Source organism: Psychrobacillus sp. FSL K6-4615, from assembly GCF_038008225.1.
GTDB lineage: Bacteria > Bacillota > Bacilli > Bacillales_A > Planococcaceae > Psychrobacillus > Psychrobacillus psychrotolerans.
Genome location: NZ_JBBOYQ010000001.1, coordinates 530,606 through 545,528, shown reverse-complemented (window position 1 = coordinate 545,528; position 14,923 = coordinate 530,606). Strand labels below are relative to the sequence as shown.

General features: G+C 36.8%; 14 protein-coding genes. 8 read left to right on the top strand and 6 right to left on the bottom strand.

Annotated features, from left to right (window positions below; genetic code table 11):
- Nucleotides 1-24 precede the first annotated feature (24 nt).
- Complete coding sequence (locus tag MKX53_RS02660; protein WP_340908858.1) at nucleotides 25-1,296, bottom strand: hemolysin family protein; 1,272 nt, start codon at nucleotides 1,294-1,296, stop codon at nucleotides 25-27.
- 174 nt (nucleotides 1,297-1,470) lie between these two features.
- Between MKX53_RS02660 and MKX53_RS02655 the strand changes: the two genes are divergently transcribed.
- A complete protein-coding gene (locus tag MKX53_RS02655; RefSeq protein WP_340908856.1) occupies nucleotides 1,471-2,868 on the top strand; it encodes a dipeptidase in 1,398 nt (465 codons plus the stop codon).
- Nucleotides 2,869-3,058: 190 nt separating this feature from the next.
- Here the strand turns inward: MKX53_RS02655 and MKX53_RS02650 are convergent, their stop codons facing one another.
- Nucleotides 3,059-3,634, bottom strand: coding sequence for a nitroreductase family protein (locus tag MKX53_RS02650; protein WP_340908853.1), 576 nt, complete (start codon nucleotides 3,632-3,634; stop codon nucleotides 3,059-3,061).
- A 61-nt stretch (nucleotides 3,635-3,695) separates the two neighbouring features.
- Nucleotides 3,696-5,513, bottom strand: a complete 1,818-nt coding sequence (locus MKX53_RS02645; RefSeq protein WP_340908850.1) for a sensor domain-containing diguanylate cyclase — start codon at nucleotides 5,511-5,513, stop codon at nucleotides 3,696-3,698.
- A 49-nt stretch (nucleotides 5,514-5,562) separates the two neighbouring features.
- Between MKX53_RS02645 and MKX53_RS02640 the strand changes: the two genes are divergently transcribed.
- Together MKX53_RS02640 and MKX53_RS02635 are read left to right on the top strand one after the other, a co-directional pair.
- The gene (locus tag MKX53_RS02640; protein ID WP_340908849.1) at nucleotides 5,563-6,135 is read left to right on the top strand and encodes a glycerol-3-phosphate acyltransferase; all 573 of its coding nucleotides are present in this window, start codon (nucleotides 5,563-5,565) and stop codon (nucleotides 6,133-6,135) included.
- A 105-nt stretch (nucleotides 6,136-6,240) separates the two neighbouring features.
- Nucleotides 6,241-7,089, top strand: a complete 849-nt coding sequence (locus tag MKX53_RS02635; protein ID WP_340908846.1) for a DegV family protein — start codon at nucleotides 6,241-6,243, stop codon at nucleotides 7,087-7,089.
- Between the two features lie 100 nt (nucleotides 7,090-7,189).
- On the opposite strand, the gene MKX53_RS02630 is transcribed toward MKX53_RS02635, so the two are convergent.
- Nucleotides 7,190-7,678: an amidase domain-containing protein gene (locus tag MKX53_RS02630; protein WP_340761412.1), complete on the bottom strand. Its 489-nt coding sequence runs from the start codon at nucleotides 7,676-7,678 to the stop codon at nucleotides 7,190-7,192.
- 114 nt (nucleotides 7,679-7,792) lie between these two features.
- Between MKX53_RS02630 and MKX53_RS02625 the strand changes: the two genes are divergently transcribed.
- Nucleotides 7,793-8,815: a DUF2804 domain-containing protein gene (locus MKX53_RS02625; RefSeq protein ID WP_340908845.1), complete on the top strand. Its 1,023-nt coding sequence runs from the start codon at nucleotides 7,793-7,795 to the stop codon at nucleotides 8,813-8,815.
- Nucleotides 8,816-9,016: 201 nt separating this feature from the next.
- Here MKX53_RS02625 and MKX53_RS02620 read toward each other — a convergent pair whose 3' ends face one another.
- On the bottom strand, nucleotides 9,017-10,057 hold the full coding sequence (locus MKX53_RS02620) for an NAD(P)/FAD-dependent oxidoreductase (RefSeq protein ID WP_093535915.1): 1,041 nt from the start codon (nucleotides 10,055-10,057) through the stop codon (nucleotides 9,017-9,019).
- 126 nt (nucleotides 10,058-10,183) lie between these two features.
- On the opposite strand from MKX53_RS02620, the gene MKX53_RS02615 reads away from it, so the two are divergent.
- The 4 genes from MKX53_RS02615 to MKX53_RS02600 are packed head-to-tail and all read left to right on the top strand — an operon-like array spanning nucleotide 10,184 to nucleotide 13,961.
- The gene (locus MKX53_RS02615) at nucleotides 10,184-10,975 is read left to right on the top strand and encodes an ABC transporter ATP-binding protein (protein ID WP_340908843.1); all 792 of its coding nucleotides are present in this window, start codon (nucleotides 10,184-10,186) and stop codon (nucleotides 10,973-10,975) included.
- A 4-nt stretch (nucleotides 10,976-10,979) separates the two neighbouring features.
- Entirely contained in the window at nucleotides 10,980-11,900 is a 921-nt protein-coding gene (locus tag MKX53_RS02610; RefSeq protein WP_340908840.1) for an iron-hydroxamate ABC transporter substrate-binding protein, read from the top strand.
- A 58-nt stretch (nucleotides 11,901-11,958) separates the two neighbouring features.
- Nucleotides 11,959-12,957 carry a FecCD family ABC transporter permease gene (locus MKX53_RS02605; protein ID WP_445678276.1) on the top strand — a complete coding sequence of 333 codons (999 nt, stop codon included), beginning with the start codon at nucleotides 11,959-11,961 and terminating at the stop codon, nucleotides 12,955-12,957.
- Nucleotides 12,954-13,961, top strand: coding sequence for a FecCD family ABC transporter permease (locus MKX53_RS02600; protein WP_340908837.1), 1,008 nt, complete (start codon nucleotides 12,954-12,956; stop codon nucleotides 13,959-13,961). The genes MKX53_RS02605 and MKX53_RS02600 overlap by 4 nt, the downstream gene beginning before the upstream one ends.
- A gap of 197 nt (nucleotides 13,962-14,158) precedes the next feature.
- On the opposite strand, the gene MKX53_RS02595 is transcribed toward MKX53_RS02600, so the two are convergent.
- Complete coding sequence (locus tag MKX53_RS02595; RefSeq protein ID WP_340908835.1) at nucleotides 14,159-14,878, bottom strand: glycerophosphodiester phosphodiesterase; 720 nt, start codon at nucleotides 14,876-14,878, stop codon at nucleotides 14,159-14,161.
- Nucleotides 14,879-14,923 lie beyond the last annotated feature (45 nt).

Here is a 14,923-nt window from a genome sequence, read left to right as displayed (position 1 = left end):
TAACGCCAAAAAAACAAGAGGCGATTAATCCTCTTGTTTTTCGGTCTCCGGTTCAGTTACTTCTTCTCTTTTTGTAATTGTCAATTTAACTATGCGACTACGATCCATTTCATTAATCTCGACCATTAGATTTTCATAGGCGAATTGTTCATTCTCTTCTGGCACATGGCCTAACTGATCTAAGACAAAGCCACCTATCGTTTCGTTTTCATTCACAATTGAAATGTTGAATAGCGCATTGACTTCTTCAATTTCCATTCTACCTGCACAGACTATACGGCTTTCTGTCATCTCATGCACAAGAATTTCTTCGTCATTATCTGTTTCATCTTCAATTTCTTGCCCTATCATTTCTTCTATTAAATCTTCATGCGTGACGATACCAAGTGTTCCGCCATATTCATCTAAAACAACAGCCATATGTTTTTTGCGAGTCAGCATCAATTTAAATACTTTCTCCACACTTAAAGTTTGTACGACAAATAATGGATCTTTATCGATAAATGTATCAATCCCTACAGAAGTATCCATAGACCATTCGATAAACTTTTTAGAGTAAAACATACCAACAATAGTATCTAAGCTATCGTCATACACAGGATACCTAGTATAATGATGCTCCAAGATGGTATCTCGAACATCTTCATATGTAGCTTCCATAGGAATACCAACTACTTCTGTTCTATGAGTAGATAAAACATCAGAAACGTCCTTATTCGGAAAATCCAGCATTCCTTTAATACGTTCTGATTCATCATCTTCAAAAGTTCCGTCGGTTGAAGCAAGATCAACCATCGACAGTAACTCTTCTTTCGTAATTGTCGTCTCTGTTATTGCTCCTTTTGAACCAATGCGAATAAATAGATTCGTTATCTCAGCTATAAACGCGGTAATTGGACGTAAAAGGATAACAAGGAAACGTATCAGTGGTGACACCACATATACAACCCGATCCGAAAATGTTGCGGCAATTGTTTTAGGAAGTACTTCACAAAATAAAATAATAAAGACGGTTAATATCGCGATTGACCAGCCAATATGCCATGCAAAGTGTTCTGCGATTAATATTAAAATGACAGCCATACTTATATTGGCTATTGTATTCCCTACTAAGATAGTAATGATCATACGGTCCGGCTTTGATAGCAGTGCAAGTAGTTTCTCCGATTCTTTGTCTCCTTGTTCTGCTCTTAGCTGGACCTTCGTCCTATTAACTGTCATTAACGCCGTTTCACTACCTGATAGAAAAAGCGATACAAGTATTGAAATAGCAAAAAGTACAAATTCTATGTACAAAATTGTTGCCTCCTGTGAGTATTAAATACGTTCATATGTTTTCTTACTACTATATCATATTGTGATTTTAGTTGTCACAAAACTAATATCGATCATGACTAATTATACCGAGTATAATGATAAATTATGCTATACTATTTCTATTCACGAAACTTTTTGAAAAGAGGGATTGTAATGAGTCAACTAACTACATTAGACCATTATTTCACAGAGAAAAGAGAAGAACATTTAGAAGAACTGAAACAATTTTTACGTATTCCAAGTATTTCTTCTTTATCTGAACATAAAGCTGATATGCAAAAAGGTGCCGAGTGGCTTGCAGATTCTCTAACTAAAGCAGGTTTAGACAATGTGGTAGTCGATAAAACTAGTGGCCATCCCGTCGTCTATGCTGATTGGTTACATGCAGAAGGTAAACCTACTATGCTTATATACGGACATTATGATGTTCAACCAGTAGATCCACTTCACTTATGGGATAGCGAGCCATTTGAACCACAAGTGAGGGACAATAAGTTATATGCTCGTGGGTCAAGTGATGATAAAGGACAAGTATTTATGCATGTAAAAGCTATTGAAGCACTTCTTCAAACAAACAAATCCTTACCAGTAAATGTTAAGTTTTTAATAGAAGGTGAAGAAGAGGTTGGTAGCCCTAATCTTGAAGAATATATTGAAAAAAATAAAGCAAAACTTTCAGCAGACGTTATTGTCATATCTGATACGGGTATGCAAGGCCCTGGTCAACCAGCAGTGTGCTACGGGTTACGTGGGTTATGTGGCGTTCAGATTGATGTCAAAGGTGCAAAAGGCGATCTTCACTCTGGTCTTTATGGTGGCGGTGTTCAAAACTCCATCCACGCACTAGTTTCTATCTTGGAATCTTTCCGTGATGCAGAAGGAACCATTGAAGTAGAAGGTTTCTATGACAATGTTCGTCCTTTGGCTGATGAAGAAAGAGAAGCTTATGCTTCACTTGGCTTCAATGAAGATGATTTGAAGGCCGAAGTTGGTGTCGATGAATTATTCGGTGAAAAAGGATTCACTCATTTAGAACGAGTGTGGGCACGACCTACTCTAGAGATTAACGGTGTCTTCGGAGGTTTCTCGGGTGAAGGTATTAAAACAGTGCTTCCAAGTGAAGCTGGGGCAAAAATAACTTGCCGCCTAGTGCCTGATCAAGATCCAGATGAAATTGTTGCTAAATTAAGAGCACATATTGAAAAAAACAAGCCAGTTGGAGTTGCTGTTACCCTTACAGAATTCGATAAAGGCAAGCCGTTCATCACTCCTTTCGACCACCCTGCTATTCAAGCAGCTGGGCGTAGTTATGAAAAAGTGTATAACGTTCCTACAGCATATACTCGTGGCGGAGGATCTATTCCAATTGTAGCTGCATTTGATGAAATTCTTGGACTTCCAGTCGTATTAATGGGCTTCGGATTATCTTCAGAAAACTTCCATGCACCTAACGAGCATTTCCATTTAGAAAATTTCGACCAAGGGCTTCGCGTAATTGGTGATTATTATTTCGAGTTAGCTGAGCTTTCAAAAGAAGATTTAAAAAAATAACTATGAGAACACATGGGTTTTCTAATCCATGTGTTTTTTTATATAAGAGGGTTTTATGGATACAGCTAGAGTTAGTTTTAACTCCCGTAAGCTAAGTTCATTGAACTCAGTAAGCACGGTAGATTTATATATATTAAGTATCTAAAAAAACGAGTGAGAGACCTATGCCTCTCACCCGCTTTACTTTTAGTTATTCTTTTTTCTCAAAAATCGTTACTAGATCTTCCACGCCCTTGCGATCTCTTGGTTTTGGCATTTCATCAAAGTATCCAACTTGTAGCATACTAATAATACGTTCCCCAGGTTGAATTCCAAGAGTTTTTCGGAACAATGGATTATCTAAATATCCTGGTGTTTTCCAACAAGATCCAATACCATGATCCCAAGCTAGTAATTGGATATTTTGTACAAGCATGCTTGCTGCTGCATAATCCTCTAAACGTTCTTTTTGACGAGCATCCTCAGGGACTACAACAAATACGTAACCTCCTGGAGTAGTAATTTTCTTCATTTGCTTTTCTAAGTCTTCTTCAGAAAGCTCATTCCATTTTGGAATTGCAAATTCCTTAAGTACAATATATAAATCATCTAATTCTTTCCCACATGCCACGATAAATCTCCATGGCTGTCTCAACTGATGGTTGGGTGCCCAAACAGCATCATCTAAAATAGATAACAACATTTCTCTATCTACAGGCTGTCCATTAAATAATTTTATAGATCTTCTTTGAATTATCGCATCTCGTACTGTCAGTGATTGCACCATTTACTATTCCATTCTCCCTTTTCACTAATAGTTATTTTCTCCATCATACCAATTTAATCATTTATAAGAAAGTGACTTGATTTTTTCCGTTTGACTTAGAAGCGTATAAAGCCTGATCTGCTCTTTTTACAAGCTCTTCTTTATGAACAAACGAATGATTTTCTGTAGAGGATACCCCAATACTAATTGTGATATTGGTCGAGTTAGAACTTTGCTCATACTTTTGTTCCTCCACTGCCAGACGAACATTTTCTGCAAACTGGGTGATCTCTTGAACAGAGTAATCCATTAGAACAATAGAAAATTCCTCCCCTCCGTATCTAGCAACAAAACTATTTGGTATACAGAGATTGTTCAAAAGTCGGGCAATATTAATCAACAAATGGTCCCCTGCAACATGTCCTTTTTGATCGTTATACAATTTAAAGTTATCGACATCAATCATTAAAACTGCTAATAGCTTGGTAGACAATCGTGCTTCCTCGAAAAAGATAGGCAAATGTTCTTCAAAGTACCTCCGATTATATATACCAGTCAAACCATCTAGTAAAGTCAAGCGCTCTAGTTCTTCATTTTTTTGATTGAGCTCTTCCGTTCTATCTTTTATCTTTTCATCTAATGATAAGTTCAATTTTTTCAAATCAAAAGAAAGGTCCTCCGCTTCATTTAATTTTAGCGCAAATTCACGACTTAAATTGATCGACTGTATTAATACATAAAAAAAGAATCCAATAGTCACAAACGGAAGAGATTCGATAAAGTTCAAAGAAGCAAATACATCATTTACAACTGCTGCAAAGAATACCATGATTGCTATTAAATTAACGAGTGCAGTTGGTCGCTTCCTCTTATAGGCAAGTAGAACAACATATAGATTATAAATCATATATATTCCTAAAATGATAAAAACATATTCTAATAAAGAACTATAAAAAATTGGCTGCGACACTAAAGTGAGAACTATACATATTAACGAAATAACTACGCCAATTAGTACTGGCGCCTTCTTCATTTCTTGTGGATACATGGACTTTCCTAACAATAAGTAAAGTAAAAACAATAAATAAATTGAAATAATCTCTATACGATGTCCCCAGATCCATGGAACCTCTGTAAATATCTTGTTGAAATAGTATGGCATTTTAAAGAGCGAGTATATGGCGATCACAATATTTATCAACCCAAAATAAAGGAAGACCTTTTCCTTTCTTCTGAACAAGTAAATAAATATTTCATAAATGCCCATTATTAGAATACCTCCAATTATAAACATGGAGGTTGCAAGTTGAATATTGTGAGTATACATTACTTTCTCAGGTGTCCCTATATAAACTGGGTTAAATGCTCCACCAAATTTGTGTGTAAAATTAGAAACATGCAATACGATATTTATTTCCCTATCCCTTGGTGTAAAATAAACTAAACGATCGGAATATTCCGGAGTACTTGTTTCTTTACTATTTCCAACATACCCATTAGATGCTATTCGCTCTCCATCTACATTGAGCGTATAAGAGGTTCCCTGATTGACGGTAGTAATCGCTAAAGTATTCCCTACTTTGCCTACTGGTAAAATCACTTTCAAATAATATGTGCCATAACCATGTGCTGTATAAACCGAATCCTCCCAGTAAGATGGTACATTTATGTTAGGTGGATTCATTTTTTTCGTACGTTCTTTTATTTCGCTTTCATTCAGTAACTCTTCCCAAAAAAACTCCCATTCTCCATTGAGTGGTATTTTGTTGTTATCTGAGAAATTATCGTTAGATAAAACTAGAACTCCATCTTTTGCTTTAGGTAAATTATTTTCGGAGTTCGTACAAGATGCAAGTAAAAATAATAACGGAATACATAACAAATATAATTTAAGCTTCAAAAAGTATTCCCCCTTTACTAACAAATAGAATATATATTGAGGTGACAATATGCTCTTATATTGGTTATTAAGTTATATAGTCGGTAATTTTCTTTCAGCATGGTGGATTGGCAAATGGAAAAAAGTCGATTTAAGTAAACAAAGAAGTGGAAATCTTGGCGCAAGAAATGCGGGTGCTGTGCTTGGTAAATCTGCATTTCTTCTTACCTTCTTGGGTGACTTTTTAAAAGGTGTCCTTGTTATTTATATCGGTTTTCATCTTCAGTATCCACTCGAATATATAGCCGCTGGCGGCCTAGCAGTAATTTTAGGACATCTATTCCCTTTTTGGTTAAAAGGACGTGGGGGTAAAGGGATTGCCACGTTCATCGGTGTCTCCATGATTATACAACCACAATTGTTTGGGATGTTAGTCCTTTGTTTTCTCGCTTTAATAATGCTATTCAGAAGTGCAACCCTTAGTATGACTGTTGCATTTAGTGCATATGCTATTTTAATATGGATAATTCCTGCATTTTATTTTCTTTGGCCGGTTTCTATTGCCATTATCATTATTCTCATTCGTCACCGCTTCGACATTGTAGAATCTTGGAAGGAAAGATGGTGGAATAAGAAAGCATAATACTATTACTATCATAGTATTTTCCTTGATTATACAATTATAAAATCTGTATTCGTATGATATAATTACTATTATTTAAATACTAAACAAGATAGGATGTTCAAAATGACTATGAATAAAATCGCGTGGTTAATCGATAGTAGTGCGTACTTGAGCAACACACTAAAAGACCACCCCGATGTATACGTAATCCCTATCAACATTCATTTTGGATTAGAGCAGTTTGTAGATGGTGTAGATCTTACACACGAACAACTATACGATCGTATACGAAATGGAACAACGTCTATTAAAACTTCTCAACCTTCCGCAGGTGAATTTGCTCTGTTGTATGAAAAATTAGGGAAAGAATATAATTCTATCATAGCAATTCATGTCTCTAAAAGTCTTAGCGGAACACTTTCTTCCTCTATTAGTGGAGCTGGTATCGCACAAGTTCAAGTTGAATTTATTGACTCCCTTTCCTTATCTGCTGGGATTACAGGATTAGTTGAAAGAGGTCTGCAATTACAAGAAGCAGGTCAATCATACCAGGAAATTGCAGCAGCATTAAGAGGAATGGTATCGAAGTTTCGCAACTATATTCTAATAGGAAATTTAACTCAACTATATAAAGGTGGAAGGCTAAGTAGTGTACAATTCTATTTAGGAAGCCTCCTTAAAATAAAACCTGTTATTCAAATTACTCCACAAGGAGAGCTTAAGGAATTAGATAAGGTTCGTTCTCATAAAAAAGCAATCCAGTATCTCATCAATAAGGCAGTTGAAGCCTCGGTAAATGATGGTTTACAACATGTATATATAATGCACGCGAATGCCGAGCAGCAAGCAAATGATTTAAAAGAAGCCATCTTACAACAAGCACCACATTTACAGTTTACAATTGGCGAGATTAGTACATCCCTAGCAGTACATGCTGGAGAGGATACAGTTGCGTTACTATGGTATTTGTAGGAACTAAACAAGATATAGCTCATATTAAAAGACTTCCGAATATCTATTTTTCGGAAGTCTTTTGACAATTATTATATTATTTTTACCGAAAGTTATCCCATTAAAACTTATCTTTTATATGGAAAAATATATACTTCGTCCTCGGTGTATGTGCATAAGAATCCTCGTAGCTCCAGTATCTATTGCGGCTATTATTTGTATGGGCATTAACGTAAGGAACACCATTTTGAACACTTGTTACTATGGTCGAGTGATCATATCTGCCATCGCCTTGGAAATCATAAAAAATAAGATCCCCTGGGAGTAACTGATCAGGCGAATTTACTTGTGTTGCTTGCAAACCCTTTGTAGAGCCTGCTAAGTACCAACGCAATGAATGCGGAGTGCTCCAACTCAAACTCCATGTTTCACTGCTCAACCACCACCCTCTCTCCCTGTTGGGTTGCCCTCTCATTGGAGCCCCTCCTGCAAACAGGCATTGTGAAATATAATTAGTGCAGTCCACATCGAACATTGGAAACCTTGGATTATTACTGTTCCACCATTTCTGTGCATAGGCTACTGCAGCCTCACGATTGTATGTCGCCAATTTTCATCCTCCCTCTATTTTGTTTATATGATTAAACAGGAAATATATGCTAGTATGGAATAAATGAACTAATTAATTTTTTCGACAAATTACTTTTAGAAAGGAAGATGGTCCGTGAAACAGCATGCAGAAAAAGAAATTTCAGAGCCCACTCTACTTTGCGATAAAAAAGGTAATTTGAACCCCAAGGCAATTGGATATGCAAAGAAGCCTCTAATTGAAAGCAACTTGAAAGGTCATTATATGCGCAAGAAGAAATGGAATTATTGGTGTGTTTTTGGGGACGATATTCTTTTTTCTGCGACGATTAGTCACCTAGATTACGCAGCAGTTTGCTTTGTCTATTTCCTTAATTATGAAACACAACGTTATATTGAAAAGACAGTTACGATTCCCCTGGGAAATAAACTAAAAATGCCAACAAATATATTAGAAAGTATTCAACTTCATTCCAAAGAAATGTCTATCCAACTAATGTATATACAAAACGAAACGCATATGACCGTAACAATTCCTGATTTTGATGGAGACTTATTACATGCAGATTTACATATATCTCATCCAATTGAAGATGATTCGTTAAATGTTGTTATTCCTTGGAATCGGCAACAATTTCAATTTACTGGGAAGCACCATACTCTACCGACGTCCGGTTTTGTAAAGATTGGAGATTCCCGCTTCACATTCCAGGCAGAGGACAATTTTGCTGTTCTTGACTATGGTAGAGGAGTTTGGCCAAGAGCTGCTATTTGGAACTGGGGATTTGCTTCTCAACGAGTTGGCTCCAAAAGAATTGGTTTAAATTTTGGAGGCAAATGGACAGATGGTACAGGTATGACGGAAAACGCGATTTTCATAGATGGGAAAATGACCAAAATTCATGAAGACTTACTTTTTACATACGATACAAAAGACTTTATGAAACCATGGAAAGTCCATACAAAATTCTCTGAAGATGTGAATATTACATTCACTCCCTTTTTCCACCGAATTGCTAAAACGGATATGAAATTTATATACTCTGAGGTAAATCAAATGATGGGTTATTTCAATGGTAGAATTCAATTAGAAAATGGACCAACTCTTGAAGTAAAACAATTACTCGGATGCATCGAAGAACATCAAGCTAAATGGTGAGTGGCAAGAAAAAGAGGATCGCGACTAATGTCACGATCCTCTTTTTCCTTTAGTACACTTTTGCTAGTTGGAGTTTTTTGCATTTCAGTTGGAATTGTAAGGTTTTCCCTGGTACGTTTTCTGCATAAAAAAAGTTGTCTCCAGTAAGTATTGGTTACTTAGAGACAACTTTTTTAGGTAGGAGAACCTTATGCACTCATGTTATACGAGTTGCTTCACTAACTTTTTATTTCGTTCTTTAAATACTTCATTGTGTGAGGAGACCATTGCGAATTTGTTCGCATCTGGTTGGATATATTGCTTTGCCTGATTCACTGCATTGGCTGCATCTTGGAATGTCCCGGCTATTAGATTTACTTTGCCTGGATATTGAATGATATCCCCTGCTGCATAAATCCCAGCAACAGATGATTCCCCTCTACTAGTACCTTTCACATAGAAATCATCTGCAATATCAATGGATATTTTACTCTTTTTCAGAAGTTCTGCATCCTGATCATAGCCATGATTAATAATAACCTCATCGACTTCTACTTGAATAACCTCGCCTGTCTCATTGTTAAGAACTGCAACTCGTTCTATCATGTCATGATTTGCATTAGCGAATAGCTTAGTAATCTTCGTATTGAAGAAGCAGGTCACAGAGCTTTCTAGCAACTGAGTTACCTGTGCTTCATGACCATTTAATGAATCTTTACGATAAGTCACATATACTTTTTTGGCAATAGGCTCCAATTCATTTGCCCAATCAATTGCTGCGTTTCCTCCACCTGAGATAATGACTGTCTTATCTTTAAAACGTTGAATTGATTTGACTGTGTAGTTTAAGTTGCTGACCTCGAACCGCTCGGCCCCTTCAATTTCTAGTTTGGTAGGCTTCAAAATCCCACTTCCTACTGCAATGATGATAGTTTTCGAAAAATGTTCCACTCCTGAAGCGGCGTGCAAAACAAAAATACCGTCTTCTCGGCGAGTAATGGACTCTACTTTCTCATTCACTACAACTTCTGGGTCGAACGTTAGTCCTTGTTGAACTAATTGTTCGATTAATCGTTCACCGGAAATTGGAGTCTGGCCACCTACGTCCCAAATCATTTTCTCCGGATACACATGCAACTTTCCACCTAATTGAGGTTGGAACTCTATAATTTTCACTTTCATTTCTCTTAAACCACTATAAAAAGCAGAATACAACCCCGCTGGACCACCACCAATAACCGTCACATCAAATACATTATGCATTTTTTTAGTCTCCTACCCCTAAAAATTATTTGTTGACATAAGTTGAATAATTAAATATAGTTGCTAATATGATAATGATAATCGTTATCAGTAAAATTAGCAAGAATTAGTTTGGAGGTTTTTAAAATGGTTCGTTTATATACGGACGATTTATCCATTGGCTACGGTGAGCAACTGATCGTAAAAGATTTATCTGTACAAATTCCAAATCAGAAAATAACTACAATAATTGGACCTAACGGATGCGGGAAGTCCACCCTGCTTAAAGCTATTACACGTATCATTTCTCATCAGTCTGGTACGGTCGTATTAGATGGTAAAAATGTATTCAAAGAAAACACGAAAGTTCTTGCCAAAAAGATGGCAATTTTACCTCAGACTCCAGAAAGTGCTAGCGGTCTAACAGTAGGTGAATTAGTTTCTTACGGACGCTTCCCATATCAAACAGGTTTTGGTCGGCTTTCTCAAAAGGATTATGAAGTAATAGATTGGGCAATGAAAGTTACAAACACAAATACTTTTAAGTATTTACCAGTCGATTCTCTTTCTGGCGGTCAACGTCAACGCGTATGGATAGCGATGGCTCTTGCACAAGAGACGGAGATTATTTTTCTTGATGAGCCTACAACTTACCTAGATATGGCGCATCAATTGGAAGTTCTTGAGCTTTTGCAACGCCTAAACAAAGAAGAAAAACGTACTATTGTAATGGTTTTACACGATCTAAACCAAGCAGCCCGCTTCGCAGACTATATCGTTGCTTTAAAGGATGGACAAATTGTGAAAGCAGGTCCATGTGAAGAAGTAATTACAAAAGAAGTTTTACGTGGTGTCTTTAATATAGATGCCGAAATTGGAATAGACCCAAGAACAAACAAACCAATGTGTATTACATATGATTTACTAAAAGGGGAATAGACAGATGAAAAAGCTAATATTGCCGATTACAATCTTACTAGTACTTATCTTAGGTGCTTGCAACAGTGAAACCACTGATACACCAGCAAATGAAACGAAAGATGAACCTACTACCATTACATATGAATCTGAAACTGGACCGGTAGAAGTTCCAGCAGATCCTAAACGAGTTGTCGTTCTTTCAACTTATGCAGGAAACGTAGCTGCACTAGATGTAAATTTAGTGGGAGTTGATTCATGGTCAAAATCTAATCCTGGATACGATGCATACCTAGCAGATGTGGAGGAAGTATCGGAAGAAAACTTAGAAAAAATTATTGAATTAGACCCAGATTTAATCATCGGATCCTCTACTACTCAAAACTTAGATAAAATTAAAGAAATTGCACCGACAGTCACATTCACTTATGGAAAAGTAGATTATTTGACGCAGCATTTAGAAATAGGAAAACTACTGAATAAAGAAAAAGAAGCACAAGCATGGATTGATGATTTCAAAGAACGTTCAACAGTAGCTGGAGAAGAAATTAAGGCAGTAATTGGTGAGGATGCAACTGTTTCCGTTTTTGAAAACTACGACAAACAATTATATGTGTTTGGAGATAATTGGGGTCGAGGGACAGAAGTTATCTATCAAGCAATGGGTCTAAAAATGCCTGAAAAAGTAAAAGAAATGGCATTAGAGGCTGGATATTATGCTTTATCTTTAGAGGTTTTACCTGAATTTGCTGGTGACTATGTCATCTTTAGTAAAGTAGCAGATCAGGATAATTCATTCCAAGAGACCGATGTATTTAAAAATATTCCTGCTGTTCAAAATGGTCAACTGTTTGAAGCGAATGCAGAAGAGTTTTACTTTAATGATCCTATCTCGTTAGATTATCAATTGGATTTCTTTAAAGAAAGCTTTTTAAACAGTAAGTAATTATGGTGGAGGAATTCTAAGTGGATTCCTCCACTATTTTTGTAGAAAGGATAACATGATGAAAACCTCTATTCATTTTAGTTTTAAATTTGCTATTGGACTTATTATATTGTTAATGATGTTCTGTATTTCAATGGTTTTTGGTGCGGCTTCCACATCCTTACAAGATGTATGGCAAGCATTATTTTCTCATGTAAAAAGTGATTCTATCAATATTTTACGAGAGCTTCGACTACCTAGAGAAGTCGCTGCTATGTTGGTTGGTGCAGCCTTAGCTGTATCTGGTGCGATTATGCAAGGGATAACCCGTAACCCCCTTGCCGACCCTGGATTATTAGGTTTAACTTCGGGAGCAAACGCAGCTTTAGCTATTAGCTTGGCTCTAATTCCGGGGATCAATTACTTCGGCATTACCATTGCATGTTTTATAGGAGCTGCAGTTGGGGCAGTGATGGTATTTGGCATTGGTGCAGCGAAAAAAGGAGGCTTTTCTCCACTAAGAATAGTTCTTGCTGGTGCTGCAGTCTCCGCCTTTTTGTATGCGATTGCCGACGGTGTTGGAATCTATTTTAAAATTTCCAAAGATGTCTCCATGTGGACAGCTGGCGGATTAATAGGAACCTCCTGGAGTCAGCTCCAGATGATTACTCCTTTTATCGCAATTGGAATAGTTGTCTCTCTATTATTATCTAGACAATTAACTATTTTGAGCTTAAACGAAGAAGTAGCCGTCGGACTTGGGCAAAAAACAACTCAAACAAAAACGATTTTATTTGTAGTCGTTATATTACTTGCCGGTGCCTCAGTTGCTCTTGTAGGAAATATGGCATTTGTCGGTTTGATGGTCCCTCACATTGTCCGAGCAATTGTAGGAACAGATTATCGACTGATACTCCCAATGTCTGTAATAGCAGGAGCTACCCTTATGCTACTTGCTGATACAATTGGCCGAACGATTAATATTCCATTTGAGACACCAGCTGCTGCAATCATAGCTATTATGGGATTACCTTTCTTTTTAGTAATTGTTCGTAAAGGAGGGCGCGTATTTCAATGATTCATCGTCGGCTAGTTAAAAAACAACGTATATTTTTTATTGTTTTGCTGTTATTGATTGTTATTACAGCTTTTGTTAGTGCAGGAATTGGATATTCAACTCTGTCCTTTAATCGTCTTTTACCAACTTTTTTAGGGCAAGGAACATTTAAAGAAGAATTTGTTTTATTTTCCGTTCGCTTACCAAGAATTATCATTACAATTCTTGCTGGAATGGCTCTTGCGCTTTCTGGGGCTATTTTGCAAAGTATCACACGTAATGATTTAGCAGACCCTGGAATTATCGGGATTAACTCGGGAGCTGGAGTGGCAGTTTCCATTTTCTTCTTGTTTATACCGATTCAACCTGGCTCTTTTGTATACTTACTACCATTAGTTGCATTTATCGGTGCCTTAATTACTGCTTTTTTCATCTATATCCTTTCGTATAAGCGAGGAACTGGGTTGCAGCCAGTTCGACTAATACTAGTTGGTGTTGGATTCTCTATGGCTCTTTCCGGCTTAATGATTGTCTTTATCTCATCTGCTGATCGTCAAAAGGTAGATTTCATCGCTAATTGGATGGCCGGTAATATTTGGGGAACAGATTGGCCATTTATCTTGGCTCTTTTCCCTTGGTTACTCGTTCTCATTCCGTTTACGTTATATAAGGCAAATAAATTAAATTTACTTAATTTAAATGAACCAGTGGCAATTGGCGTAGGAGTTGCAATTGAGAAGGAACGAATCATTCTCTTAGTAGCCGCTGTCGCTCTTGCAGCTTCTGCTGTATCTGTAACTGGAGGAATTGCTTTTATAGGGTTGATGGCTCCTCATATCGCTAAATCCTTAGTAGGACCGCGTCATCAATTGTTCATCCCTATTTCCATTCTTATAGGTGGATGGCTCCTACTTTTCGCTGATACGATCGGTCGAAATGTTATTGAACCAAATGGGATTCCAGCAGGAGTTATAGTTGCTTTAATAGGGGCTCCTTACTTTATGTATTTATTGATGAGAAAGTAATTATTTAGTTTCTCTTTTACAATTGGAACTCATTTGCTCAGAATTTTTTAGATCGTAGCAGTGCAGAGCGTTCATCTGAAGATTACTTGTGGACTGGGAAATGCATCTATTTATTGATCTGCACTAGTATACAATACTGTCGCGCAAGTAAATAATTATACAAAAAAATGGACTACGATTTTTCGTAGTCCATTTTCTTATGATTGAAGGTATTTCCACATTTTCTCTGGGTAGTCCGTGAAAATAGCATCTATCCCAATTTGTTTTAACAAATCTGCATACTTTTCATCATTGACTGTAAAAACACGAACTTTTTTACCACTTGCAATGGCTTCTGCTCCCATTTTCCTAAGAACTGTCGGGAAAAATGCATGTAAGGCATCTGCTCCTACTACATCAGCATATTTGTGCGGTTCAATCATAACTTCCATAAAGAGTACAGCCGTTTCTATAGGTGGAGCCAATTGTTTAACATTCCGAACCATCTCATGGTTGAACGAGGAGATTACGACACGAGCCTCTAATCGATAATCCTTTAACATTTGTAGCACTGCCTGCTCCATACCTTCATATGGAAAAACGTCAGATTTCAGCTCTATATTTAGATGATGATGTGTATCTTTAAATACATATAGCACTTCTCTTAGCGTGGGGATTGTTTCTTTTTTAAATTCGTAGGAGTACCAAGAACCAAAGTCAAATTTCTTTAATTCAGCTAATGTCATATCTTTGATAAACCCTGTTCCATTGGATGTACGATTGATGGTTTCATCATGTATTACAACCAATTCATGGTCTTTGGTCATATGAACATCGAATTCCACACCATGTATTGGTAGTTTTGCAGCTGCTTTAAAAGCTACGATTGTGTTTTCTGGATGCGTACCTGAAGAACCTCGATGGGCATAAATTTTCATGGAGCCTACCTCCTTGTACTATATTCACTTTATTATACCTCTTTG